Source organism: Lentzea fradiae, from assembly GCF_900100955.1.
GTDB lineage: Bacteria > Actinomycetota > Actinomycetes > Mycobacteriales > Pseudonocardiaceae > Lentzea > Lentzea fradiae.
On record NZ_FNCC01000006.1, the window covers coordinates 474,885 to 499,517 of the forward strand.

At 69.0% G+C, this 24,633-nt stretch carries 27 protein-coding genes and 2 tRNA genes; 10 read left to right on the forward strand and 19 right to left on the reverse strand.

The genetic code is table 11. From position 1 onward, the window contains the following. Window positions 1-14: 14 nt before the first annotated feature. The 4 genes from ftsX to BLT23_RS16925 form a co-directional block, all read right to left on the reverse strand. Window positions 15-917, reverse strand: coding sequence for a permease-like cell division protein FtsX (gene ftsX / locus BLT23_RS16910; RefSeq protein WP_090050235.1), 903 nt, complete (start codon window positions 915-917; stop codon window positions 15-17). A gap of 39 nt (window positions 918-956) precedes the next feature. Then, window positions 957-1,646 (reverse strand): cell division ATP-binding protein FtsE, encoded by a 690-nt coding sequence (ftsE, locus tag BLT23_RS16915; protein ID WP_030470385.1) that lies wholly within the window; start codon window positions 1,644-1,646, stop codon window positions 957-959. Window positions 1,647-1,821: 175 nt separating this feature from the next. Continuing rightward, window positions 1,822-2,925, reverse strand: a complete 1,104-nt coding sequence (gene prfB, locus BLT23_RS16920) for a peptide chain release factor 2 (protein ID WP_090050238.1) — start codon at window positions 2,923-2,925, stop codon at window positions 1,822-1,824. Between the two features lie 61 nt (window positions 2,926-2,986). Then, window positions 2,987-3,487, reverse strand: a complete 501-nt coding sequence (locus tag BLT23_RS16925) for a PadR family transcriptional regulator (RefSeq protein ID WP_090050241.1) — start codon at window positions 3,485-3,487, stop codon at window positions 2,987-2,989. Window positions 3,488-3,876: 389 nt separating this feature from the next. On the opposite strand from BLT23_RS16925, the gene BLT23_RS16930 reads away from it, so the two are divergent. Continuing rightward, a complete protein-coding gene (locus tag BLT23_RS16930; protein WP_090050243.1) occupies window positions 3,877-4,077 on the forward strand; it encodes a hypothetical protein in 201 nt (66 codons plus the stop codon). Between the two features lie 59 nt (window positions 4,078-4,136). Here the strand turns inward: BLT23_RS16930 and BLT23_RS16935 are convergent. The 3 genes from BLT23_RS16935 to BLT23_RS16945 all read right to left on the reverse strand — a co-directional run bounded on the left by BLT23_RS16935 (window position 4,137) and on the right by BLT23_RS16945 (window position 7,709). Then, a tRNA-Met gene (locus BLT23_RS16935) sits at window positions 4,137-4,210 on the reverse strand. Window positions 4,211-4,573: 363 nt separating this feature from the next. Next, window positions 4,574-4,647, reverse strand: a tRNA-Met gene (locus BLT23_RS16940). 53 nt (window positions 4,648-4,700) lie between these two features. Further along, window positions 4,701-7,709 carry a UPF0182 family protein gene (locus tag BLT23_RS16945; protein WP_090050245.1) on the reverse strand — a complete coding sequence of 1,003 codons (3,009 nt, stop codon included), beginning with the start codon at window positions 7,707-7,709 and terminating at the stop codon, window positions 4,701-4,703. A 94-nt stretch (window positions 7,710-7,803) separates the two neighbouring features. On the opposite strand from BLT23_RS16945, the gene BLT23_RS16950 reads away from it, so the two are divergent. Beyond that, window positions 7,804-8,343, forward strand: a complete 540-nt coding sequence (locus BLT23_RS16950) for a PPA1309 family protein (protein WP_090050246.1) — start codon at window positions 7,804-7,806, stop codon at window positions 8,341-8,343. A gap of 125 nt (window positions 8,344-8,468) precedes the next feature. Here BLT23_RS16950 and BLT23_RS16955 read toward each other — a convergent pair whose 3' ends face one another. After that, window positions 8,469-9,548 (reverse strand): YlbL family protein, encoded by a 1,080-nt coding sequence (locus BLT23_RS16955; RefSeq protein ID WP_245744003.1) that lies wholly within the window; start codon window positions 9,546-9,548, stop codon window positions 8,469-8,471. Between the two features lie 44 nt (window positions 9,549-9,592). Here BLT23_RS16955 and BLT23_RS16960 point away from each other — a divergent pair, with 44 nt between their 5' ends. Beyond that, window positions 9,593-10,909, forward strand: coding sequence for a zinc-dependent metalloprotease (locus BLT23_RS16960; protein WP_090050250.1), 1,317 nt, complete (start codon window positions 9,593-9,595; stop codon window positions 10,907-10,909). Window positions 10,910-11,197: 288 nt separating this feature from the next. On the opposite strand, the gene BLT23_RS16965 is transcribed toward BLT23_RS16960, so the two are convergent. Continuing rightward, the gene (locus tag BLT23_RS16965; protein WP_090050252.1) at window positions 11,198-11,725 is read right to left on the reverse strand and encodes a M48 metallopeptidase family protein; all 528 of its coding nucleotides are present in this window, start codon (window positions 11,723-11,725) and stop codon (window positions 11,198-11,200) included. 195 nt (window positions 11,726-11,920) lie between these two features. On the opposite strand from BLT23_RS16965, the gene BLT23_RS40760 reads away from it, so the two are divergent. From BLT23_RS40760 to BLT23_RS16980, 4 genes are all read left to right on the forward strand, one after another. Further along, window positions 11,921-12,076: a DUF5679 domain-containing protein gene (locus BLT23_RS40760; protein WP_176946781.1), complete on the forward strand. Its 156-nt coding sequence runs from the start codon at window positions 11,921-11,923 to the stop codon at window positions 12,074-12,076. Between the two features lie 44 nt (window positions 12,077-12,120). Continuing rightward, window positions 12,121-12,921, forward strand: coding sequence for a TOMM precursor leader peptide-binding protein (locus tag BLT23_RS16970; RefSeq protein ID WP_245744004.1), 801 nt, complete (start codon window positions 12,121-12,123; stop codon window positions 12,919-12,921). After that, window positions 12,918-14,228 (forward strand): ABC1 kinase family protein, encoded by a 1,311-nt coding sequence (locus BLT23_RS16975; RefSeq protein WP_090050254.1) that lies wholly within the window; start codon window positions 12,918-12,920, stop codon window positions 14,226-14,228. Before BLT23_RS16970 ends, BLT23_RS16975 begins: the two co-directional genes overlap by 4 nt. Window positions 14,229-14,314: 86 nt before the next feature. Next, window positions 14,315-14,854, forward strand: a complete 540-nt coding sequence (locus BLT23_RS16980; RefSeq protein ID WP_090050257.1) for a hypothetical protein — start codon at window positions 14,315-14,317, stop codon at window positions 14,852-14,854. A gap of 419 nt (window positions 14,855-15,273) precedes the next feature. Here BLT23_RS16980 and BLT23_RS40765 read toward each other — a convergent pair whose 3' ends face one another. The 5 genes from BLT23_RS40765 to BLT23_RS17010 all read right to left on the reverse strand — a co-directional run bounded on the left by BLT23_RS40765 (window position 15,274) and on the right by BLT23_RS17010 (window position 19,484). Further along, complete coding sequence (locus BLT23_RS40765; RefSeq protein ID WP_090050259.1) at window positions 15,274-15,444, reverse strand: hypothetical protein; 171 nt, start codon at window positions 15,442-15,444, stop codon at window positions 15,274-15,276. Then, a complete protein-coding gene (locus BLT23_RS16990; protein ID WP_090050261.1) occupies window positions 15,441-16,313 on the reverse strand; it encodes a class I SAM-dependent methyltransferase in 873 nt (290 codons plus the stop codon). Before BLT23_RS16990 ends, BLT23_RS40765 begins: the two co-directional genes overlap by 4 nt. Window positions 16,314-16,599: 286 nt before the next feature. Then, entirely contained in the window at window positions 16,600-16,920 is a 321-nt protein-coding gene (locus BLT23_RS17000) for a WhiB family transcriptional regulator (protein ID WP_090050266.1), read from the reverse strand. Window positions 16,921-17,017: 97 nt separating this feature from the next. Beyond that, a complete protein-coding gene (locus tag BLT23_RS17005) occupies window positions 17,018-17,260 on the reverse strand; it encodes a hypothetical protein (RefSeq protein ID WP_090050268.1) in 243 nt (80 codons plus the stop codon). Between the two features lie 154 nt (window positions 17,261-17,414). Continuing rightward, window positions 17,415-19,484 carry an ATP-dependent DNA helicase UvrD2 gene (locus BLT23_RS17010; protein ID WP_090050270.1) on the reverse strand — a complete coding sequence of 690 codons (2,070 nt, stop codon included), beginning with the start codon at window positions 19,482-19,484 and terminating at the stop codon, window positions 17,415-17,417. Between the two features lie 62 nt (window positions 19,485-19,546). Between BLT23_RS17010 and BLT23_RS17015 the strand changes: the two genes are divergently transcribed. After that, window positions 19,547-20,275, forward strand: coding sequence for a DUF4191 domain-containing protein (locus tag BLT23_RS17015; RefSeq protein WP_090050272.1), 729 nt, complete (start codon window positions 19,547-19,549; stop codon window positions 20,273-20,275). A gap of 76 nt (window positions 20,276-20,351) precedes the next feature. Here the strand turns inward: BLT23_RS17015 and BLT23_RS17020 are convergent, their stop codons facing one another. After that, window positions 20,352-20,825: an RDD family protein gene (locus tag BLT23_RS17020; RefSeq protein WP_090050275.1), complete on the reverse strand. Its 474-nt coding sequence runs from the start codon at window positions 20,823-20,825 to the stop codon at window positions 20,352-20,354. A gap of 169 nt (window positions 20,826-20,994) precedes the next feature. On the opposite strand from BLT23_RS17020, the gene glnA reads away from it, so the two are divergent. Continuing rightward, complete coding sequence (glnA, locus tag BLT23_RS17025) at window positions 20,995-22,419, forward strand: type I glutamate--ammonia ligase (RefSeq protein WP_090050277.1); 1,425 nt, start codon at window positions 20,995-20,997, stop codon at window positions 22,417-22,419. 188 nt (window positions 22,420-22,607) lie between these two features. Here glnA and BLT23_RS17030 read toward each other — a convergent pair whose 3' ends face one another. From BLT23_RS17030 to BLT23_RS17040, 4 genes are all read right to left on the reverse strand, one after another. After that, window positions 22,608-22,883, reverse strand: a complete 276-nt coding sequence (locus BLT23_RS17030) for a hypothetical protein (protein WP_090050279.1) — start codon at window positions 22,881-22,883, stop codon at window positions 22,608-22,610. Between the two features lie 79 nt (window positions 22,884-22,962). Next, entirely contained in the window at window positions 22,963-23,460 is a 498-nt protein-coding gene (locus BLT23_RS17035) for a riboflavin biosynthesis intermediates N-glycosidase (RefSeq protein ID WP_090050281.1), read from the reverse strand. Window positions 23,461-23,478: 18 nt separating this feature from the next. Continuing rightward, window positions 23,479-23,640, reverse strand: coding sequence for a hypothetical protein (locus BLT23_RS40770; RefSeq protein WP_176946783.1), 162 nt, complete (start codon window positions 23,638-23,640; stop codon window positions 23,479-23,481). Between the two features lie 30 nt (window positions 23,641-23,670). Further along, window positions 23,671-24,252 (reverse strand): hypothetical protein, encoded by a 582-nt coding sequence (locus BLT23_RS17040; RefSeq protein ID WP_090050283.1) that lies wholly within the window; start codon window positions 24,250-24,252, stop codon window positions 23,671-23,673. Between the two features lie 101 nt (window positions 24,253-24,353). Between BLT23_RS17040 and BLT23_RS17045 the strand changes: the two genes are divergently transcribed. Beyond that, window positions 24,354-24,587, forward strand: a complete 234-nt coding sequence (locus tag BLT23_RS17045) for a hypothetical protein (protein ID WP_090050285.1) — start codon at window positions 24,354-24,356, stop codon at window positions 24,585-24,587. Window positions 24,588-24,633: the final 46 nt, after the last annotated feature.

The window sequence follows — 24,633 nt, forward strand, 5'->3', positions numbered from 1 at the left end:
GGTCGGTAAAACCGTTAAAGCCGCACGTAGAGACGCAGCGTCACGTAGCCCGTGGTGGCCGAGATGACGATGGCGACGAGGAACAGCCACGGCGACACGATCAGGATGTCCAGGTACCCCGTCGGCGGGATGATGCCCGACTCCGTGAGGTTCCTGGTGATCCGGTCGAGGAAGAACGCCTTGAACAGCACCAGGCCGCCGACCGCGGTGACCGAGCCGATGATGCCCGCGACGACCGCCTCGATGAGGAACGGCAGCTGCGTGTACCACCGGGTCGCGCCGACCAGGCGCATGATGCCGACCTCGACGCGGCGGGTGAACGCCGACACCTGGATGGTGTTCGAGATCAGCAGCAACGCGGCGAACGCCTGGATGAGCGCCAGGATCAGGGCGACGTCGCGCAGGCCGTTCAGTCCCTCGAAGAACCGCTCGAGGAACTTGCCCTGGTCGTCGACTGCCTTGACGCCCGGCTTGCCTTCGAAAGCCTGGCGGATGACGTCGGTGCGCTCCGGGTCTTCGAGCTTCACGCGGAACGTGGCGGGGATCGCCTCGGGACGCGCCAGCTTGAGCAGTTCCGGCTGGGCCTCGAAGATGCGCTTGAAGCGCTCGAAGCCGTCGTCGCGGTTCTGGAACACCACGGACTCGACGCCGGACGTCTGCTCGAGCGCGGACCGCAGACCGGAGCACGGCTGCTGGGTGCAGTCCTTGTCGTTCGCGCTGACGTCGTTCGTCAGCAACACCGAGACCTCGAGCTTGCCCGCGTAGTTGGCCTGCATCTTGTCGACCATGCGGACGACGAGCAGGCCACCGCCGAGCAGCCCGAGCGAGATGGCGGTCGTGAGGATCATCGCGATCGTCATCGTGACGTTCCGGCGAAGTCCGGTGACGACCTCGCTGAACACGAAGCTGGTACGCATCGGGGGCGGGGTTCCTTGGGGGTCGGGGGTTAGGAGCGCTTAGCGGCCGACGCCGTAAACGCCGCGCGCGTCATCACGGACGACCTTGCCGTACGAGAGCTCCACGACCCTGCGGCGCATCGAGTCGACGATGCCGTGGTCGTGGGTGGCCATGATGACGGTCGTGCCGGTGCGGTTGATCCGCTCCAGCAGCAACATGATGTCCTGGCTCGTGTCCGGGTCCAGGTTTCCCGTCGGCTCGTCGGCGATCAGCACCAGCGGCCGGTTCACGAACGCACGGGCGATCGCGACGCGCTGCTGCTCACCACCGGACAGCTCGGTCGGGAACCGGTCCTCCTTGCCGTCGAGGCCGACCAGCTGCAGCACCTCGGGCACCACCTTGACGATGGTGTTGCGGGGCTTGCCGATGACCTCGAGGGCGAAGGCGACGTTCTCCGCCACCGTCTTCGTGGGCAGCAGACGGAAGTCCTGGAACACGCAGCCGATCGACTGGCGCAGGCGGGGGACCCTGCGCCTCGACATCTTCGCGACGTCGAAGTTGGAGACGTAGACGCGTCCCCTGGTCGGCACCTCTTCGCGCAGCAGCAGGCGCAGGAACGTCGACTTGCCGGACCCGGAGGGCCCGATCAGGAAGACGAACTCGCCCTTCTCCATCTCGACGGACACGTCGTCGAGCGCGGGACGCGTGGAGGTCTTGTAGACCTTGGAAACGTGTTCGAGACGAATCACGAGGCGCGAGTCTACTCATGGCCGGGGTAAAGCCCCCGTTCCGGTTAACTTCCCGCACCGGAAGGGCGGTCAGGGCCCTCCACGGGGCGTGTCCGGGCGGCCACTTCGGGTTGAAGAAAGGGCACGTTCGGGGGGCCTGTGCCGCCCAGAACGTGCCCTTCGCCTCAGGTCCCGGCTACGCCTGCTGGGACTGCTTGCGCCAGCGGATGCCGGCCTCCAGGAACTCGTCGATCTCGCCGTCGAGCACCGCGGACGGGTTGCCGACCTCGTGCTCGGTCCGCAGGTCCTTGACCATCTGGTAGGGGTGCAGCACGTAGGAGCGCATCTGGTTGCCCCAGCTCGACCCGGAGTCCTTGAGCGCGTCCATCTTGGCCTGCTCCTCCTGCCGGCGGCGTTCGAGCAGCTTCGCCTGGAGGACGTTCATGGCCGTGGCCTTGTTCTGCAGCTGCGAGCGCTCGTTCTGGCAGGAGACGACGATGCCGGTCGGGATGTGCGTGAGGCGCACCGCCGAGTCGGTCGTGTTGACGCCCTGGCCGCCGGGGCCGGACGAGCGGTAGACGTCGACGCGCAGGTCCTTCTCGTCGATCTCGACGTGGTCGGTCTGCTCGACGACCGGCACGACCTCGACGCCCGCGAACGACGTCTGCCGGCGGCCCTGGTTGTCGAACGGCGAGATGCGCACGAGGCGGTGCGTGCCCTGCTCGACGCTCAGCGTGCCGTAGGCGTAGGGGGCGGTGACGCGGAACGTCGCGGACTTGATGCCCGCCTCTTCCGCGTAGGAGGTGTCGAAGACCTCGATGCCGTAGTTGTGGCGCTCGGCCCAGCGCGAGTACATGCGCAGCAGCATCTCGGCGAAGTCTGCGGCGTCGACGCCACCGGCCTCCGCGCGGATGGTGACCAGCGCGTTGCGCTCGTCGTACTCGCCGGACAGCAGCGTGCGCACCTCGAGGCTCGCGATCTCCTCGCGCAGCTTCGCGCGGTCGTTGTCCGCGTCGGCCTGCGCGTCCGCGTCCTCGGCCTCCTCCGCGAGCTCGTAGAGCAGCGGGAGGTCGTCGAGGCGCTCGCGCAGGTTCGTGATGCGGCGAAGTTCGCCTTGCTTGTGCGAGAGCTGGCTGGTGACCTTCTGCGCCTTCTCCTGGTCGTCCCAGAGGTCCGGGCGGGCCGCCTGCTCCTCCAGGTCCGCGACCGTGGCGCGCAAGCCATCGAGGTCCATCACCGCCTCGATGCTCGAAAGCGTGGCGGAGAGGTCCTTGATGTCTGCTTCGACGTCCGGGTTCACGTCAGAAGATTACGCCAGCACCGGCCGTCGTACGCGACCGGTGCTGCGCTGGCGCTCTTCCTCAGCCGGTCGGAATGGCGTCGAGCAGCTTGAGAACGGCCTTCGCGTGGGCGAGACCGAACTCGGCCACCGCCTTCGAGTAGGGGTCCTCGGCGGTCTTCGCGGCCAGCTTGGCGCTCTCCTGCTCCTGACCGTACGTCGTGCGCGCGGTCGTGATCAGGGTCTCGCGCTGCTTCGCGGTCAGCGAGCCGGCGTGCACCAGGCGCAGGATGAGCGGGCTGCGCAGGTGGTCGGGGCCGGGTTCGGACAGCAGCCAGTTCTTGAAGGCCTTCTTGCCGGCCGCGGTGAGCACGTACTGCTGGCTCGACCGCGGTCCTTGCTTGCCGAGGCGCAGCAGGCCCTGGTCAGCCAGCGCGGGCAGCTCGCGGTACACCTGGCTGCGGGTGACGCTGAAGAACGCGCCGAAGCGCTCTCCCGCCTCCGCAACCAACTGGCCACCGGTCTTGGGTCCGTCGTGCAGCAGCCCGAGCAGGGCGGCTGCGGTCGCATTCAGGTCTGACACAACGACAACGTTCCCACGTCCGGGGGAAGCTGTCCACAATGGTCAGCCGTTCTGTCCACAGTGGCTGATCACCGGGCTAGTCTGATGGGCCATGCGGAGCAACGAAAAGTTCCGCTCCGTAAGCGGCAGTTTTCGCGCCTCACGCGTTTGGCCGCTTGACCGTCCGTGTCCACCCCGGATGGAAAAGTCCTTTGGCAGAAACGAAAGCGGCCCTCCCTCACTCGTTCGGCGGTACGAGTCTCACCGGCCGGAGCCACCCGAATGGACGGACGAGGGGCGTTCGTCGCACGACCCGGTGATGTCCGCTCCGGCCCCTTCCGCACGCCTGCCGAAGCGGGAAAATGATCACTGCCAGACCGGCAGCGAGACTCGGAAGGTCGGGAGCTTCGATGAACATCAAGTGGCTGGACCACAAGAAGGTGGCCGCGCACACCAGGGCGTGGATGACCGGTGGCATCCCGGAGCAGGCGGGCAAGGACGAGTGCATGGTGTGCGGCAAGCAGATCCGCAAGCACCGCACCGTCAGCGGCGAGGGCCGAATCTGCTCCAGCATGCTCTGCGCCCAGTACTGGGCGGAGAACATGACCTGAACCCACCACACCAGCCACAAAGCAGAAGGCCGGAGCCTATGGCTCCGGCCTTCATCCAGTAGCGGGGACAGGATTTGAACCTGCGACCTCTGGGTTATGAGCCCAGCGAGCTACCGAGCTGCTCCACCCCGCGCCGCTTCAAGCTTGTCTTGCTGTCTTGCTGTTGTAAGGAGAACTATACACCCCCGAAAAACCCCTTTTAACCCACCCCCCAAAACCCACATCCCCGCAGGTAAACCCCCCAACAGTCCCCCGCCGCCCACCACCGCGCATCAACCGAGACCAAGCCCCCGAACGGGCACCCAGATCCCACGCTCCAGTTCCGGACACCCCAGATCCGCGCTCCGGTTTTGGACACCAGGTACCGCGCCCCGGTTTTTTTGGGGGGTCCGGGGGGCGCAAGCCCTCCCGGGGGCGGGGTTTGGGGGCTCCGCCCCCAATGAAATGCGAAAAAGTCCTGTCTGCGCTCTCTGCAGACAGGACTTTCCCAACTTTGTAGCGGGGACAGGATTTGAACCTGCGACCTCTGGGTTATGAGCCCAGCGAGCTACCGAGCTGCTCCACCCCGCGTCGGTATGAATGGAACCTTACGCGGGGTGGAGCGGGTAATGCAAATCGGGAGGTCAGCCGGACGGTGTGGGGCTGGGCACAACCGACGACTCGTTCGCCGGCGGGGCCGAGGGCGCCCCGGTGTTGTACTGCTTGAACCGCTTCCCGGCCTCGTCCAGGCGCGCGTACGCCTGGCCGAGCTCGGTGAAGTTGCCGTCCTGCTGGGCCTTGCGGACGTCGGCCAGCGCCGCGTCGATGTCGTTGATCGCCTTCTGCAGCTCGGGGCTCAGCGACCCGCTGACGGGCGGGGTCGTCGTGGGCGGCGTGGACGTCTCACCGTTGTTCTCGCCGTTGTTGTCCGCCGGTGGCGGCACGACCGCGCCGACACCGCTGAGCACCTGGTCCAGCGCCTCGTTCAACGTGGACGCGTACCCGACCCTGTCGCCGTACCAGACGAGCACCTTGGACAGCTGCGGGTAGGACGTGTTGTTCGACGCGCGCTCGATGTAGACGGGTTCGACGTAGAGCAGCGCGCCGCCCACCGGGAGGGTGAGCAGGTTGCCGTAGACGACGGTCGTCTTCTGCTGGGTCAGCAGGTTGAGCTCGCGGCTGACGTTGTCCGAGGTGAGGAACTGCGTCTGGATCTGCTGCGGGCCCTTCGCGTCCTGGTTGAGCTGCAGGACGCTGATCTTGCCGTAGGTCTCCGGGTCGGACGACGCGGAGACGTAGGCCGCCATGAACTCGCGGTTCTCACGCACCAGCGGGCTCTGCAGCTGGAAGCTGACCTTCTTCGGGTCGTTCGGGTCGCCGGCCAGCACGTAGAACGGCGGCTGGCGGTCCCTGCGCTTGCTCGCCGCGTCGCGCTGGGCGTCGACCGTCGTGGCGTTGTCGATCGTCGGGTCCTGCGGCGGCTCCCAGTAGCCGACACCGGAGTAGAAGTCCGACGGGGACGACACGTGGTACTTCGACAGCATCTGCCGCTGCACCTTGAACAGGTCCTCGGGGTAGCGGAAGTGCTCGCGCAGCTCGTCGGAGATCTCGCTGCCCGGCTTCACCGTGTTCGGGAAGACGCCCATCCACGCCTTGAGGACCGGGTCCTTGTCGTCGATCTGGTACAGGCTCACCGTGCCGTCGTAGGCGTCCACAGTGGCCTTGACGGAGTTGCGGATGTAGTTGACGGGCTTGTTCACCTGCGAGATGACCACGCCGTCCGCGGTGAGCGAGTCGTTCGTCGCGTCACCGAGCTGCGTGCGCTGCGCGTACGGGTAGCTGTCGAGCGTGGTGTACCCGTCGACGATCCACGTGATGCGGCCGTTGATCACCGCGGGGTACGGGTCGCTGTCGACCGTGAGCCACGGGGCGACGGCCTGCACGCGGTCGCGCGGCGTGCGCTTGAACAGGATCTTCGACTCGTCGGTGATCGACTGGTTGAAGAGGATGTTCCGCTCGCTGTAGTAGGCGGCGAAGGCGAGCTTGTTGAACACGTTGCCGATCGGGACGCCGCCGGCACCGGTGTAGGTGTAGGACTTGGCGTCCGTGTCGTACTCCGCGGCCGCGCCGTCCGGCCTGCCGCCGACGATGGAGTAGTCGTTCGGGGCGAACAGCTCGCCGTAGTAGGCGCGCGGCTGGTCGACCTTGATGCCCTTGGGGTCGTTGCCGACCTCCCCGTTGGACTTGACCTCACCGGTCTTGAACTCGGGGTAGCCGCCGTTGCTCTCGTCGGCGACCGCGTTGACCTTGTTCGCCTCGGCGTAGACGAAGCCGTTGCCGTGGGTGTAGACGAGGTGCTGGTTGATCCAGTCGCGCTGGCCCTGCGGAAGGCTGTCGAGCTTCAGCTCGCGCACCGCGACGATGTAGTCGCGCATCTTGCCGTCCACTGTGTACCGGTCGACGTCCAGCTTGTTCGGGAAGCCGTAGAACGGCCGCTGCTGCTGGAACTGCGTGAACGTGCGCGAGAGCACGGCCGGGTCGAGCAGGCGGACGTTGCCCAGGGTGGCCGCGTCGTTGGCCTTGATCTGGTCGTTGCTGACGTTCTGCTTGCCCTCGTACGGCTTGATCTCGACCTTGTCCTCGGTGAGCCCGAACGACTGCCTCGTCGCCGCGATGTTGCGGGTGATCGACTCGGCTTCCTTCTGGATGGCGTTCGGCTTGACCGAGAACTGCTCCAGCACGGCCGGCCAGGCGGCACCGACGAGCACGCTCGACAGCACCAGCAGCACGGTCGCGATGGCCGGCAGCTGCACGTTGCGCATGAACGCGCCCGCGAAGAACGCCACGGCGCAGAACACCGCGATGCACATCAGGATCAGCTTGGCGGGCAGCACGGCGTTGAGGTCGGTGTAGCTCGCACCGACGAACTTCGTCGTGTCGTGCAGCAGCAGTTCGTACCGGTCGAAGAAGTACGCGACGGCCTTCAGCAGGACGAACGTGCCGGCGACGAGCGCCAGGTGCAGCCGGGCGGGACCGGAGAGCTGGCCGCCGCGGCCGGCGAGCCGGATGCCGCCGAACAGGTAGTGCGCGATCACGGCGCCGATGAACGACACCGCGGTCGCGACGAACAGCCACGACAGCAGCCACTGGTAGAAGGGCAGCTGGAACGCGTAGAAGCCGATGTCGTGCCCGAACTGCGGGTCGGTCACGCCGAACGGCTGCCGGTTGAGGAAGAGCTGGATCTCCTGCCACTCCGTCTGCGCCGACGCGCCCGCGACCAGCCCCACGAACACGGGGATGCCGATCGCGAACAACCGCATCCGCCGCATCACGACGGTGCGGTAGCGGGCCACCGGGTCGTCAGGGCCGGACACCGGCACGAAGACGGGGCGCGACCGGTACGCGAGGTACAGGTTGAGCGCCACGACGCCGCCGACGACGAGCCCGACGGCCGCGAACAGCCCGAGGCGGGTGAGCAGGACTGTGCTGTAGACGTCGCGGAATTTCACCTCGCCGAACCACAGCCAGTTCACGTAGGTGTCGAGCAGCCGCGATCCCGTGATGAGACCGAACAGGAGCACGACACCGACGATGAGCAGGATTCGGCTGCGTCGGGACAGTTTCGGCAGTCCGACTGGAGGCCGTGTGGCCACGAGGCACGCTCCTGGATCGCGGTATATCGATACGTACGTTTAGTCCAACTCTACGGATGACGCCCTGGGTTCCCGTGAAGTGCGCGGTCTTACGATGACAGGCGTGTCAGCGAGTGAAACGCCAGCGGTCATCCTCCCGACGGTCGCCCGCGAGGTAGAGGAGTTCGTAGCGGCGGGCGGCTGGGAGCAGCCACCGCAGCTCTTCGCCCTCGTGCCCACGGCCGACCTGATCACCCAGCAACCCGAGCTGCGGGCGCAGCTGGACCCGGAGTCGAGCCCGCTGACCCCGATCGCCCAGGACTCCCTGGAGGGCGACCTCGGCGACGCGCTCGCCGGCATCGAGTGGCCGCCCGCCGTCAGCGGCTGCGCCCTGGCCCAGGAGATCGTCGTCCTGCCGCCGGAGGCGGAGGAGAAGCTGCGCAGCGGCGACCTCGACGACGAGGCGGCCCGCAGGTTCGCCGCCGAGCACCCGTCACGCCGCGAGGCGCGCCTGGTGGCGGCCGTGCTGCGGGACGGCTCCGTCTCCTGCGTGCTGCGGCTGCGCGGCACGGTCGAGGTGCCAGAGGAGGTCGTCGAGCACCCCGAGCTGGCTCCCAACCTCACCGACGCCCTGCTCGCCACGCTGCGGCCCTAGTCGTCACGCCCCCAGGCTGGCACAACCCCGGCGCGGAATCGCGCCGGGGTTGTCATCTCGTTGTGCGGTGTTCGCCGCGAGCGGACACCGGTCCCGAACCGGTGGGCCCGGGACCGGCCGCCGCCTCAGCAGCTCGGCGTCGGCTTGCCCGCGTTGAGCGCCTCCAGCGAGGACACGGCGTCCTTCAGGGTGTCGACCTTGATCAGCGTGAGGCCCTCCGGCGCCTGCTGCCGCGCGTCCTGGCAGTTGGCCGCGGGCACGAGGAACGCCGTCGCACCGGCCTCCTTGGCGGCGACCATCTTGAACGCGATGCCGCCGATCGGCTTCACCGTGCCGTCGCCGGTGATCTCGCCGGTGCCCGCGATGGCCTTGCCGCCGTTCAGCTCGCCGGGCGTCAGCTTGTCGACGATCGCCAGCGCGAAGATGAGGCCCGCCGAGGGCCCGCCGACGTCGGACAGGCTGATCTTGATCTTGAACGGCACGTCGGCGCGGTCGACCGGCGAGATGCCGATGAAGCCGGCGGGGCGGCCGTCGTCGCGCGTGCCGAGGGTGAGCTGCGTCGACTTCGAGGTGCCGTCCTTCTCGAAGGCCACCTCGATCTGGTCGCCCGGCTTGGTGTTCTCCAGCGCCGCGCTCACGTCGGCGGAGCTCTGCACCTGCTTGCCGTTGACGGAGATCATCCGCGCGCCGAGCGGGATCACGTTGTCCGCGGGGCTGCCCTTGGTGACCTGGTTCGCGATGACCTTGCCGGGATAGCCGAGGTAGTCCAGGGCGGCGACCTCGGCGGAGGTCTGCGACTCGCTGAACGCGATCTCGTTGTTCTTCTGCACCTCCTCCTCGGACTCACCGGGCTTGAAGAACTCCTCGCGCGGAGCGAGCGCGTAGCGGCCGGACAGCCACAACCCGAGCGCGCCGAACAACGACACGTCGTCCGTGAGCGAGACCGTCGTCATGCGCAGCGTTCCCTTGGTGGGGAACGTGTCCTGGCCCTCCACCGCGACCACGTCGGTGTCCTTGACCTGGCCGAGCACGTCGTAGGTGGGACCGGGACCCAGCGCGACGTACGGGACTCTGGCGAAACCGCCGAGCAGCCCGAGTGCCGCCACCACCACGAAGCTGGTGACCAGCGTCCAGGTCCGGCGGGTGAGTCCGCGCTCCCTCGGCGGGGGCGCTGGCGGGGGTGCGGTCGCGACGGTTTCACTCACGGCTGAACAGCGTACGACCATGTCGATCCGCGTACGGTAGAGGCATGAGTGACGTGCCGTTCGGGTTCAGCCCGCACAACCCCGACGACAAGGACGGGAAGCCGGGAGACAACCCGTTCGACTTCAGTCAGCTGGGCAGCATGCTGAGCCAGCTGGGCGCGATGTTGAGCAGCGCCGGAACGTCGAGCGGGCCGGTCAACTACGACCTCGCCAAGCAGATCGCGTTCCAGCAGCTGTCGTCGACGACCACCACCGTCGGTTTCGCCGCCGACCAGTCGAGCGCCGTCACCGACGCGGTGCACCTGGCCGAGATGTGGCTGGACCCGGTGACGTCGCTGCCCGCGGGCAGCCGCACGACGCAGGCGTGGACCGCCCGCGACTGGATCGAACGCACCATCCCGACCTGGCAGCGCCTGTGCGACCCGGTCGCGCAGCGCATGTCCGGCGCGTGGGTCGAGGCGATGCCCGCCGAGGCGAAGCAGGCGGCTGGCCCGCTGCTGTCGATGCTCGGCCAGATGGGCGGCATGGCGTTCGGCTCCCAGCTCGGCAACGCGCTGGCGCAGCTCGGCTCCGAGGTCCTCACCTCCGCCGACGTCGGCCTGCCGCTCGGCCCCGAGGGCACCGCGGCCCTGCTGCCCGCGAACATCGAGAAGTTCACCGAGGGCCTGGAACGCCCCGCGTCCGAGGTGATGGTCTTCCTCGCCGCCCGCGAAGCGGCGCACCAGCGCCTGTTCACCCACGTGCCGTGGCTGCGCCAGCGCCTGCTCGACACCGTCGAGGAGTTCGCGAAGGGCATCAAGGTCGACACCTCCGCCCTGGAGCAGCTCGCGGGCCAGATCGACCCGTCCAACCCGGCCTCGATCGAGGAGGCCATGGGCTCCGGCCTGCTCGAACCGCAGACCACCCCCGAGCAGAAGGCGGCGCTGGCCCGCCTGGAGACCATGCTGGCCCTGGTCGAGGGCTGGGTCGACGTGGTCGTGGACGCCGCCGTGGCCGACCGCCTGCCCGGCGCCCCGGCGCTGCGCGAGACGCTGCGCCGCCGCCGCGCCTCCGGCGGCCCCGCCGAACAGACCTTCGCCACCCTCGTCGGCCTGGAGCTGCGCCCGCGCAAGCTGCGCGCGGCCTCCGCCCTGTGGAAGCTGGTCGGCGACCAGCACGGCGTCGAGGTGCGCGACAGCGTGTGGGAGCACGCCGAGCTCATCCCGACCGCCGAGGACCTCGACGACCCGCTGGAGTTCGCCGAGCGCCTCACCAACACCCGCAACGCCCTCGACGACCCGATCGCCGAGCTGGAGCGCACCATGCGCGCGGAAGGCGACAAGAAGACCGACGAGGAGGACGGCAAAGCCGGCGAGAGCTGACCTGCCCGTTCCACCTCCACCACGCCCGGCCGGGGTTTCCCCGCCGGGCGTTCGCCTGCGCCGGGCTCACGACCGGACCGCGCGGCGACAACTTCCGGGCCTGCACCCTGCTGCCCGCACCGCCCGCCCGTCACCGCCTGACCGCGACCAGCGAAATCCCGCGCAAGACCCTGCCGCGCGCACCACCGGACGCCGCTCCTGACCCGCCCTCCTCGTCCGCCCCTCCGGCGGCGGTGACGACGCCGCGCCCGGCCAGGGACTCCCCGGCCGGGCGCGGCGTCTCACCACCTAGTCCTCCGAGATCCCCCAGCCTGCGGCAGCCGAGAGTCCTTCTAGGTACCCCATCGCCCGCTCGGTCTTCGGGTAGCGGTGGACCCACTCCCAGAAGTCCTTCCCGTGCCCCGGGACCAGCAGGTGCGCCAACTCGTGCACCAGCACGTAGTCGAGCACCCACGGCGGCACATCGCGCAGCCGCTCGGACACCCTGATGGTGCCCTCGGTCGGCGTGCACGACGCCCAGCGCGTGCGCATGGGCGGCACCCAGCGCACGCTGACGGGATCGGCGAGCGAGTCCAGGTAGCGCGCCGACAGCTCGGTGCACCGCGCCATGAGCGCCTCGTCCGATGCACGCGCAGGCGACTTCCTGCGCGTCTCGCTGCGCTGGAGGCGGCTCAACATCTCCGCCACCCAGTGCTTCTCTTCCCCCTTGGTCATCCGTGCCGGCAGCAGGACGACGACCGTGTCGCCCTCCCGGTACGCGCTGACCATGCGGCGGCGCCGGGAGCTCCGCCGCACCTCCACCCGCGGTTCGGCCATGAAGTCACCGTAAACGTCGGCACCGACAATTTTCGGCCTCCAACCGGCCGCAGGGGCGCACCCGGCGGGTGAAGTTCCACCGAACGGCGGCTGGACACGCGCGAAGGCGACATGCGCGCGATCAACGCCTCGCGGATGTACCGTCGCGCCAAGGTCCCCGAGTGTGTCCGCACTCACAACTGCAAGGGAGGGGCTGTGGCCGAGACCTACAACGGCTACTGCGTCAAGTGTCGGGAGAAGCGCGACTTCGACGGACAGGTCGAGGAAACCAACGGCCGGCGCATGGCGAAGGGCACCTGCCCTGTCTGCGGGACGAAGATGACGCGGATCCTCGGCAAGGCCAAGGTCTGACGTTTGCGCTGGCAGGGGGCCTCGCCCCCTGCCAGTCTCCTCCCGTGGACACCAGACCCCGCGTCCGTGCCGGACTGGCCGTGGTGCGCCGCGGCCCCGGCGTCGTGCAGATCGGAACCGACCCGAAGCACGCCGTCGTCATCGACTCGCTGCCCGAGGCACTGGTCGGCGAGCTGCTCACCCTCGACGGCCGCCACACCATCACCGAACTGGGTGAAAGGCTGAAATCCCGAGGCGAGGACCCCACCCAGCTGGGTGAAGTTCTCTCCGCGCTCGACGACGCCGGACTGCTCGACACGGGCTTTCCCGCGGCGGGTTCCACGGTCTCCGTCCAGGGTTCAGGGCACCTGGCGTTGTCCATCACGTCGCTGCTGTCGCAGTCGGATGTGCGGCTGGCGCACCACGCGGACCTCGTCGTCCTGGCGGCCACGCTCGTTCCCGATCCGACGGTCGTGAACGCGCTGATGGAGTCCCGCACGCCCCATCTCGCCGTGCGCGTCCGTGAGGGCGTGGGCATCGTCGGACCGCTGGTCCTGCCCGGTCGCACGAGCTGCCTCAACTGCGCCGACCTGCACCGCACCGACCACGACCCGGCGTGGCCGGTCATCGCGGCGCAGCTCGTCGGCAGATCCGCCTCCTACGACGTGCTGTTCGCGTCGGCGACGGCGGCGCTGGCCGTCGTCCAGGTCCTGGAGTCGCTGATCCACCTCCGCGGGCACGGCCTCGCGCCGCCTCCCGTGGTCAACGCCACTGTCGAGCTCGACCTCGTGACGGGCGTTGCTGAGAGGCGAAGCTGGTATCCGCACCCTGACTGTCAGTGCAACGCACATAGCATGGCCAGGTGACCGAGATTCCGCGCAAGGCCGTGCAGCGCACCGCCAAGCTGGCGAGCCTCCCCCTCGGGGCGGCGGGCCGGGTGGTGGGCGGCTGGGGGAAGCGACTGACCGGACGCGCGGCCGACGAGGTCAACGCCGAGGTGACGGCCAAGACGGCGGAACAGGTCTTCGCGGTGCTCGGCCAGCTCAAGGGCGGCGCCATGAAGTTCGGCCAGGCCCTGAGCGTGTTCGAGGCGGCCGTCCCCGACGAGCTCGCGGCCCCGTACCGCGAGGCGCTGACGAAGCTGCAGTCCGCGGCCCCGCCGATGCCCGCCCGCACCACGCACCGCGTGCTGGCCGAGCAGCTCGGCGCGTCCTGGGCGAAGCGCTTCCAGGAGTTCGACGACGACCCGGCCGCTTCGGCCTCCATCGGCCAGGTGCACCGCGCGGTGTGGCACGACGGCCGCGAGGTGGCGGTCAAGGTCCAGTACCCCGGTGCCGACGAGGCCCTGCGCGCCGACCTGAAGCAGCTGCTGCGCTTCAGCCGCCTGCTTCAGGCCGTCATGCCCGGCACCGACGTGCGCCCCCTGCTGGAGGAGCTGCGCGACAGGTACCTGGAGGAGCTCGACTACCGCGACGAGGCAGCGAACCAGCGCACGTTCGCGAAGGCTTTCGAGAACGACCCGCACGTCCTGGTCCCCCGTGTCGTCGCCTCGTCCCCCAAGGTCATGGTGACCGAGTGGACCAGCGGCGTGGGCCTGTCCAAGATCATCCGTGAGGGCTCGGCCGAAGACCGCGACCTGGCAGGACAGCTGCTGGCCGAGTTCCACTTCTCGGCACCGTCGCGCTCCGGCCTGCTGCACGCCGACCCGCACCCCGGCAACTTCATGTTGGGCGACGACGGCCGCCTGCGCGTGATCGACTTCGGCGCCGTGGCCCGCCTCCCCGACGGCCTGCCCAAGACCCTGGGCCTGATGACGAGGCTGGCCCTAGACGGCCGCTCCGCCGACCTGGTGGAGCTCCTGCGCACGGAGAACTTCATCCGCGAGGGCATGTCGTTGAACGGCGAGGACGTGCTCGGCTACCTGGCCCCGTTCGTGGAGCCGCTGCGCACCGAGTCGTTCCACTTCACCCGCCGCTGGCTGCAGTCGCAGGCCGAACGTGTCGGCGACCTGCGCAGCCCCGACTCGCAGACGGGCAGGTCCCTGAACCTGCCGCCGCAGTACCTGCTGATCCACCGCGTGACGCTGGGCGCGACGGGCATCCTCTGCCAGCTCGACGCCCACGTGACAGCCCGCGAAATCGTCGCCCGCTGGCAACCGGGCTTCGACGACTGACCACGACCGGGTGAACCAGGGCCGAGTTGTCCACAGGTTGGCCTCAGCCCCGCCCGACCCCCTCCCCCATCCGCCACGATGACCACATGGCACCCATCGCAACCACCGCTGACCTGCGTGATTCCGGCCTCTCCCCGCGCGAGATCAGGCGCGCCTGCACCGGCCACTGGCAGCAGGTCCTGCCCGGCGTGGTCCTGACCAAGCCCTCCCCGCCCACCCGCCTGGACAGGCTTCGAGCAGTCCTGCACTTCGCGGGCCCGTCCGCGGTCATCACCGGAGCGGACGCCCTGGTCAGGCAGGGAGCCACCGTGCCGCTCCCCCGGCACGTCCACGTGCTGGCAGCGAGCAACACCCGCCGCACCCACCCACTGATCCTCCTGGAACGCACCACCCGCCTGCCGGACGTGGTGCCCCGAGCAGGTCTGCGCCTGGCACCACCAGCCCGCGCCGCCGTAGACCTGGCACGCCGCGAGACGAACCCGCACGCGGTGATCGCCATCCTCGACGCCGTGGTGGAAGCACGCCTGTGCACCCCAGGCGACCTGCACCAGGAGATGCAGGACTGCAGCCGCCGGGGAACGGCCCTGGTCAGGCAGGCATTACGCCACCTCTGGCGACGAAGCTGACCAGCCACCTCGCCAGCGGCCCAGAGCAACCACCTACCGAGAAGGCCCCGGCCGAAGCGGTAGCCCTCACGACACATCCGCCCACCCAAAGCGGCATCCCACCGAGCACTGAGGGGCTCACCCAACACGGCGGCCCACCCGGCACACGGTCCCACCCGACGCGCCGAAGTCATCCCGCACAGCGAACCCACCCGGCACACCTCTCAGTGCACCGAACCCGCGAGGCACACCTCGGCACGGCGAACTCACCCGATATCCGGCTGACCTGGCGCGCCCCGGCATCCGGACTCACCCAGGCATCCGGACTCACCCAGGCGCCAGCGGCCGCACCCCAATGACAACCCGCCCCAACGACGCCCCGCCCCATCCACCCCAAGGAGGCCCACCCCAGAGCAAACCCAACCGCGAGCGGCGAGGGGTCAGCGCCAGTACTCGTCCGGCAGCTTGCCCTCGATGTCCCGCACGTGCGCCTTGGCGCACACGTGGCACAGCCACCGGACCGTGCCCCCGGTCCGTTCCGAAGACCAGGCCAGGAACTCCAGGTCGGAGACGGAGGTACGTGACCGGCCGCACCGGTGACAGGCCGTCATCGCTTCCGTCCCAGGTGGACGGTGTCGGTCTCCAGCAGGAACACGTCCTCGCGGGCTCCGACGTACTCGGAGTCGGAGGGGTTGAGCAGGCGGCGCAGGGCGGCGCGGTCGGCGGCGTGCAGTAGTGGGCCGGTGACGTCGGTCAGCCAGGTCAGGCGGTCGACGGCCCAGTCGCGCACCGACTGCTTGGCCGGGGCCGGGTGGTCCACGACGAAGCTGAAGGCGCTGACCTCGCCGAGGCCGGCGTCGGCGAGGGCGACGTTCCAGCCGACGGGCAGGCGCACGGAGCCGGGCATGTTCTCGCGCATCGACGTGAACCACGATGCGCGGGCCGCTGCCAGGCGGTCTTGCAGGCCCGGTTCGCCGACGCCCAGGTCCCAGGGCAGGAACCTGGTTTCCAGGCCGCCCTCGGCAAGGGCCAGCCAGCCGCCTGGCGCGAGGGCGCCTGCCAGGCGTTTCACTCCGCGCAGCTGATCAGGGAGGTGATGCACGACCCGGGAACCCCAGATGAGCTCGACCGGGCCGGTGAAGGAGAGCGGGTCTTCCGCGGACAGGTCCGCCAGGACCGGCTTGACCGATACTGCGCCGTCGGACTCGGCGCGTGCCGCGGCGCAGGCCGCGTCGAGGAGTTCCGGTGTGGCGTCGACGAGCACCAGGACGCCGCCGCCGTGTTCGCGCAGTGCCGAGACGAGCGGCACGCTCATCGCACCCGCGCCGCAGCCGACGTCCATGACGACCGGCGAGTCCGGCAGGGGTGCGACGAGTCTGCGCGCGACCGCGGAGAGCGCCTCCGCCTGCAGCGCGCCGTAGCGCCTCATCGCGTGGAGCCGGGATGACCAGTCGATTCCGTCCTGAGTGTGGTGCGGCACAAGGGGAACGGTACGGAGGAACGGCCGAGGCCGCCATCCACCTTCTCGTGGACGACGGCCTCTGCTCGAAACTGCTAGAGGTCGAAGCGAGCCGCTCTGCGTCCCGCCCATCGCGACAACCTGCGCCAACGTTGCGCTGTCGCGAGGCGGTTCGCCAGGCGTTGCTCTTCCGCGTACCTCTGGGCTTCTTGTATTCGTATTCGCACGAACTCGTCGTTCAGGGACATGGCTGTCAGGGCCTCGTTCCGGTAGGCGGAGAAGGTGTCGTGGTTGAGCTGCACGGTGTTCACGCCGCTGCCTCCGTCTTGCCGGTGGTGACAACCGAAGCGTCCTTGCGCGGGCGGCCACGCGGCCGCTTGCGCGCGATCACGACACCGCGCTCGAAGATCTCCCCACCCCAGACGCCCCACGGCTCGTGACGAGCGAGCGCGCCGGCGAGGCACTCCGCCAGCACCGGGCAGGTCCCGCAGAAGGACTTGGCCTTCTCGAGGTCGGCCGGCGCGTCAGCGAACCAGAGGTCGGGGTTGTGGGTGCGGCAAGGGATGTCGAGTCCCTCCGCGAGGTCCGGAAGTGTCTCGCCGGTGAGCGGGACAGTCGCGGTCAACATCAGGTGTTTCTCCTTGTGTGGGGTAGTGCAAAAAACACGAAGGCCGCGGACTCTGTGCGAGTCCGCGGCCTTCGTGAGCCTGATGGTCCTTCGACCTCTATGAGGTCGGCAGGAGCCTTCTCACTTGATGCGCGGACAGCGCATTCGTGTAGTTGTCAACGTCATCGACGGCAGGCAGCAGGATCGGCTGCTCGGCGAGCAGTCCGGTGCCGCGCTCACGGCCGACGGGTGCCACTGGCAGGAGGGCAGACTTGTGCCACATCGCCTGAGTGGACGCGGACGCGCAGAGGCCCTCGGTCACCGGGAGGCCGAGCGCGCGCGAGATGCTGAAGATCTTCACAACGGGCCACCTCCTCCGAACAAGAGAGCTCTGCTGTCGAGAGCTGTGAGTAGTAGTAGTTCTTCTTTCCCCAGACGGGTCCTCCGGACCCGGCTAGAGCAGGTTATGACCCCGTCCCGGGGGCTCGCAACCTATTTAACGAAACTTGTCCCGATCAGGTGGCGGGGTAGCCGACACCGGCCCGGACCAGGCTCAACACGTCGTCACCGAACTTGTCGAGCTTCGACGCGCCGATGCCGGAGATCGCCACCAGTCCTGCCGTGTCCGTGGGCCGCTGCTCGGCGATCGCCATGAGAGTGGCGTCGGTGAAGACGACGTACGCGGGCACCTTCAGCTCCCGCGCCCGCGCCGACCGCCAGCTCCGCAGCGACTCGAGCAGCTCTTCGTCCACATCGGACGGACAAGACCGGCACCGGCCCAGCTTGACGGCCTGCGCTTCGACCAGGGTCGCCGCGCACACCCGGCAGGTCGGCTTCTCCTTCTTCATCAGAGGAGGACGCTGCGCGCCGGCAGATACACGTGCGGCCGGATGGTTCTCGGGGACGAGGTTGTAGAGGAAGCGCGAACGACGGCGGTACTTGCGGCCACCGGCCGCGCGCGACAACGCCCACGACAGCCAGAGGTGCTCACGCGCGCGCGTGACGCCCACGTAGAGAAGACGTCGTTCTTCTTCGACCTTGGCCTCGTCGCCATCGGCGTACTGGATCGGCATCGTGCCCTCGACGAGTCCGACGAGGAACACGGCGTCCCATTCGAGGCCCTTCGACGCGTGCAGCGACGCCAGCGTCACGCCTTCCACCGTCGGCGGGTGCTGCGCCTCGGCGCGGACGTCCAGCTCGACGCAGAACCGCGGCAGGTCGGCTTCGGGTGCGGAGGCGGCGAACTCCTCGGCCAGCTCGACGAGCGCGAGCAACGACTCCCAGCGCTCCCTCGCGGAGCCACCGGCCGGCGGCTCGTCGGTCAGGCCGACGCGGCCGAGCACAGACCGGACGACCTCGGGCAGGCTGCCCGGCACCTCGCCCGCGGTGCGCAGCGCGATCAGGGCCTGGCGCACCTCGGCGCGTTCGAAGAACCGCTCGCCGCCGCGCACCAGGTACGGGATGCCGAGCGAGGCGAGCGCCTGCTCGTAGACCTCGGACTGGGCGTTCACCCGGTAGAGGATCGCGATCTCGGAGGCGGCGACGCCCTCGTCGAGCAGCGTCTTGACCCTGCCCGCGACGGCGTCCGCCTCGGCGGGCTCGTCGTCGAACTCGTGGAAGCGGGGCGGCGGGCCGTCCGGCCGCTGGCCGACGAGTTTGAGCCGCGACCCGGCGGGGCGGCCCCGCGCCCACTTGATGACGTCGTTGGCCAGCTCCACGACCTGTGGCGTCGACCGGTAGTCGCGCTCCAGCCGCACGACGACCGCCTCCGGGAACCGCCGCCCGAAGTTGAGCAGCGGCTGCGGCGAGGCGCCGGCGAAGGAGTAGATGGTCTGGTTCGCGTCGCCGACCACCGTCAGGTCGTCGCGGCCGCCGAGCCACGAGTCGAGCACGCGTTGCTGCAGCGGCGTCACGTCCTGGTACTCGTCGACGACGAAGCAGCGGTAGCGGTCGCGGAACTCCTGCGCGACCTCGGCGTTGTCCTCCAGCGCGCCCGCCGTGTAGAGGAGCAGGTCGTCGAAGTCGAGCAGCTGCGCCTCGTTCTTGAGCTGCTCGTAGGTCGCGTAGAGCTTCATGATCTGCTCGGCGGGCGCGGGGATGTCCCTGGCGGCGCGGGCGGCGGCGACCGGGTAGTCGTCCGGGCCCAGCAGCGACGCCTTCGCCCACTCGATCTCGCTGGTGAGGTCGCGCAGCGCGTCCGCCTCGGTCGGCATGCCCAGCCGGGCCGCGGCGCGGGCGACGACGCGGATCTTCTGGTCGACGAGCTCCCAGCGGGGGCCGCCGATGACGCGCGGCCAGAAGTAGCGCAGCTGGCGGGACGCGGCGGCGTGGAACGTCACGGCCTGCGCGCCGTGCACGTCGAGGGAGCGCAGCCGGGTGCGCATCTCCCCGGCGGCGCGTTTGGTGAACGTGACGGCCAGGACCTGCGACGGAGCGACGTGACCACGCTGGCAGAGGTAGGCGATGCGGTGCGTGATGGTGCGCGTCTTGCCCGTACCGGCGCCCGCCAGGACGCACACGGGGCCGCGCGGCGCCTCGACCGCTGCGCGCTGTTCCGGATCAAGACCCTCCAGCAACGCCTCCATGCCCCGCAGTCTCGCAGATGGCCGATGCAACGCCGAGACCAGCGCGCCGTATCCTGGTGGGTATGGCTGGTAAGCAGGACAAGGCGGCTGCCAAGGAAGCGGCGAAGGCTCGTCGCGCGGCATCACGCGAGCGGCGGAAGCAGATCTTCGAGGCGTTCAAGATGCAACGCCGCGAGGACAAGGCGCTCGTCCCGCTGATGCTGGCGGCGGTGCTCGGCGTCACCGCGATCGCCGTGGTCCTCGGCCTCGTCTTCGACATGGTCTGGATGTTCGTGCCGCTCGGCGTCGCGCTCGGCGCGCTGCTGGCCGTGATCATCTTCGGCCGCCGCGTGCAGAGCAACGTCTTCCGCAAGGCCGACGGCCAGCCGGGCGCCGGCGCGTGGGCGCTCGAGAACCTGCGCGGCCGCTGGCGCGTCACCCCTGCCGTCGCGGGCACCACGCAGCTCGACGCCGTGCACCGCGTGCTCGGCCGTCCGGGCGTGGTCCTGGTCGCGGAGGGCGCGCCGCAGCGGGTGAAGCCACTCCTCGCGCAGGAGAAGAAGCGCATCTCGCGCGTCGTCGGCGAGACCCCGATCTACGACTTCATCATCGGCTCCGGCGAGGGCCAGGTGCCCCTGAAGAAGCTGCAGTCGACCCTGATGAAGCTGCCGCGCAACATCACGGCCGCCCAGGTCGACACGCTGGAGACCCGCCTGTCCGCGCTGGCCAGCCGCGGTGCCGCGCTGCCGAAGGGCCCGATGCCCCCCGGCGCGAAGATGCGCAACGTCCAGCGCACCCTGCGCCGCCGCTGACCTGACGTCCTGACGAGCAACGCCCGCCCCCTCACCAGCAGGGACGGGCGTTGTTCCAATTCAGGGGCCAGCCGGGTCAGCGAACCTTGACGACCACGGTGCCGGCGGCCTTGTCGTGCAGGCAGCGCCCGTCCGAGTCCCAGACCAGCGCGGGGATCAGCGGGAAGATGAGGATCGTGCGCAGCAGCGCGCGGGGCAGGTGCACGTACTGCTTGCCGTCGATGCGCGCCACCCGCAGCCCGAGCAGCGCGTGCCCCGGCGTGAACCCGAAGAACGCGACGGCGACGACGGTGATGACGAACCAGGCCAGCAGGCTCCAGTTCTGCGGCAGCTCGGGCCGCGTGAACACCGCGGCGACGCCCGCCGAGAGGAGGAAGTCGACGAGGATGGCGGCCGTGCGGCGCCCGATGGACGCGATCGAGCCCGGCCCGTCCTGGGGGAAGCCGTGGCGTTCACCCCGCCATCGCTGCTGCCCGCCGTCGTTCGCTCCCTCGCCCGGCTCCAGTACGGAGTCGGGTCCTGACAGCCACGAACCGGTCCACCTGCTCACCCCACCAGAGTAAAGCCGTGCTCACCCGGTGTGCACCGGCAGGTCGCCTTGCTCACCCGAGGACCCCCGTTAACACTGGCGAAACATCAGAGAGACGGGCGGGCAACACCGCCGACATACGGTCGCTCGCGATGACAAGCCGTTGTCCATAGTCAAGGAGTCGACGAGGGTGTTCAAGAATTCCGACGAGGTGCTGAAGTTCATCACCGACGAGGGTGTCAAGTTCGTCGACGTGCGGTTCAGCGACCTGCCCGGCGTGATGCAGCACTTCACGCTCCCGGCGAAGGCGTTCGACGCCGACGCGATCGAAGAGGGTCTCGCCTTCGACGGCTCCTCCGTGCGCGGCTTCCAGTCCATCCACGAGTCGGACATGCTGCTGCTGCCCGACCTGTACACCGCGCGTCTCGACCCGTTCCGCATCGAGAAGACGCTGATCGTCAACTTCTTCGTGCACGACCCGTTCACGCGTGAGGCGTACAGCCGCGACCCGCGCAACATCGCGCGCAAGGCCGAGCAGTACATCACCGACTCCGGCATCGCCGACACCGCCTACTTCGGTGCCGAGGCCGAGTTCTACATCTTCGACTCGGTCCAGTTCGACACGACCGCGAACGCCTCCTTCCACAAGATCGACGCGGTCTCCGGCTGGTGGAACACCGGCCGTGAGGAAGAGGGCGGCAACCTCGGCTACAAGGTCAAGTACAAGGGTGGCTACTTCCCCGTCACCCCGAACGACCACTACGCCGACCTGCGCGACAAGATGGTCCTCAACATGGAGGCCCAGGGCTTCACCGTCGAGCGCGCCCACCACGAGGTCGGCACCGGCGGCCAGGCCGAGATCAACTACAAGTTCAACACGCTGCTGCACGCGGCCGACGACCTGATGCTGTTCAAGTACATCATCAAGAACACCGCGTGGCAGGCCGGCAAGTCGGTCACCTTCATGCCGAAGCCGCTGTTCGGCGACAACGGCTCGGGCATGCACACGCACCAGTCGCTGTGGAAGGACGGCGCGCCGCTGTTCCACGACGAGAGCGGCTACGCGGGCCTGTCCGACACCGCCCGCCACTACATCGGCGGCATCCTGCACCACGCGCCGTCGCTGCTGGCCTTCACCAACCCGACGGTGAACTCCTACCACCGCCTGGTCCCCGGCTACGAGGCCCCGGTCTCGCTGGTGTACTCGCAGCGCAACCGCTCGGCGTGCGTCCGCATCCCGATCACGGGCAACAACCCGAAGGCCAAGCGCATCGAGTTCCGCTGCCCCGACTCCTCGGGCAACCCGTACCTCGCCTTCTCGGCGATGGTCATGGCGGGCCTCGACGGCGTGAAGAACAAGATCGAGCCGCCGGCCCCGATCGACAAGGACCTCTACGAGCTCCCGCCCGAGGAGGCCCGCGACGTCAAGCAGGTCCCGGCCACCCTCGACGCGGTGCTGGACAACCTGGAGGCCGACCACGAGTTCCTGCTCGAGGGCGGCGTGTTCACGCCGGACGTCATCGACACCTGGATCTCGTACAAGCGCGAGCAGGAGATCGACCCGCTGCGCCTGCGCCCGAACCCCTACGAGTTCGCGCTCTACTACGACGTGTGATCGGCGCGGGGCTCTGACCAGCAACTTCGCTGGCCGGAGCCGCCGCCGGACCTCCGTCAGGCCGTCTTCAGGAGAGACTGCCTGACCCGCTCGAAGGCCGAGGGCCGGGTGACTGTCCAAGTCACCCGGCCCTCGGCCTTTCACGTCCGGTGACGGCGGTACGCGCAAGCCGGTCCGCACCGACGCGTTCAGTACGAGCGGGTGTCCGCGCTGATCAGCGTCACGCTGCACGACACCCCGCGCGCGCCTTCGCTGACCCGCACGTTCGACACGACGACGTCGGCCTCGCCGCCGGTGGGCAGCTTGATGCGGGCCTCACCGGCGGCGAGGACCTCCGCGGCCGTTCCGGCGCCGGAGAGCTGCCACAGGCCGTTCGTCTCCGTCTCGATCAGGTCGACCCGGTCCAGGTCCGCCGCGGTGCCGTCCGCGTAGACGAGCCGGGCAGGCCCCGAGTAGCTGAACATCGTCTCTCCCCTGCTGTGCCTACGTCCGGGTACACGTACGGCGGCCGCGAAGGGTTCACGATGATCCACAAAGGACTGTTCAGGCCGCGAGCCTGGAGCGGACCTCCATCAGGGCCTCGCCGAGCAGGTTGAGGCCGCGCCACTGCGCGGGGTCGGTCGCGCGGGGATCGGTTTCGGCCAGGCCGATTCCCCACACGCGGTCCATCGGGCTGGCCTCGACCAGCACGCGCGAGCCCGTGCTCAGCAGGTACGAACGCAGGTCGGGGTGCTGGCCGAACTTGGCCAGGTTGCCGTCGACGACGATGCCGACTCGCTCGGAATCCCACACGTCGCCGACGAAGTTCCTCACCTGGCGGCCCAGCGACTTGGCCTCCGCGGGGGTGCGGGCGGCGAGGATGCGCCGGGCGGTCGCGTCGTCGTCGAACAGCAAAGCCTTGCGCCACATCATGTAGTGCTCGGCTGAGGGGAACTCCTGGCCGTCCGCCTCGAACGTGCGCGGGTACCACTGCGACAGGCATCCCTTGCCGATGCTGTCGTCACGTCCGGTCTGATGACCCCAGAAGAACAAGAACTTCACACGGGCACAGTAGGTGAGCTAGCCGCGCGACTCCTCCGGATTTTCGTCCGGCTCGGGCATCTCGGGTTCGCGCCACGCCTCCGCCCTGGTCGGGCCGTTGGCGCGCAGCTCGTTCTCGACCTCCTTCTTCAGGTGGTCGTCCTTCATGAACCCGTGCTGGTCACTTCCGCGTTGAGTCATGCCTGAGGCGTACCCACGCGACGGGGAAAATCACTTCGGCAGCGGGATGTCCGTGACGGTGATGGCGGCGCCGGTCGGCGCGAACTGGCCGGAGATCGAGTTGAACGTCAGAGTGAGCGACTTCACATCCGGGCTGACCTTCTCGTCCAGCACGACGGTGCCGGAGGTGGTGCTGCCCCGGGTGATGGCTGGCTCCCACTTGCTGCTGGACGCCGCGTAGGTGCGCTGGAGGTCGTCCAGCACGGCGATGCCGTCGACGGGGAGGGTCATGCGGGCCTGGGAGGCGTTCGTGGCCGTCACGAACAGCTTGACCCTGCCGGTGGTCGTGGCCTCGACGCGGGTGACCTCGACGGTCAGCATGCCGCGCTGCTGCTTGAACGAGCCCGTGGCCACCTTGACCTCGGCGGACGGCTCTGTCGTCTCCTGCACCGGGTCGGGCGTCTGGAACTCGTTCTGCGTGGTCGTCGTGGCTGTGACGTTAGGACGTGCCGACGAGTCGCTTCCGCTCAGCACGTACTCGATGACACCGAGTAACGCCAGTACGCCGACAGCCACGCCCGCTATGGCGATCACGGTCTTCCCTCGGCGCGTGATGACCTTGCGATGTTGCATGACTTCCTCTGCTCGTCCCCGCGACAAAACACAGCTCCCCCGATGAGCGCCGCCCAGTCTCGGCTCGATCGGGTGAAACGTCAATGCGCTAGGGTCCGGCCGTGTCTCAAGAAGTCGCCGAATTCACGGCTCCGCAGCTGCTCACCACCCACATCGTCGGCTCGGTGGCCGAGGCGCTCGAAGCGGTCCAGGCCGCTGACGTCCTCGACCTCGGTGTCCGCGCCTACAACCGCCTCGTGCCCGACGCCGACGACGCCGAGTCGTTGGAAGAGGAGTGGGTGATCGAGGTCTACACCAGCGCCCCCGCTGTCGACCCCGACTCCGACGAGGACTGAGCAGGTAAGCAACGGGGGCACCCCGTCAGGGAGTGCCCCCGAACCT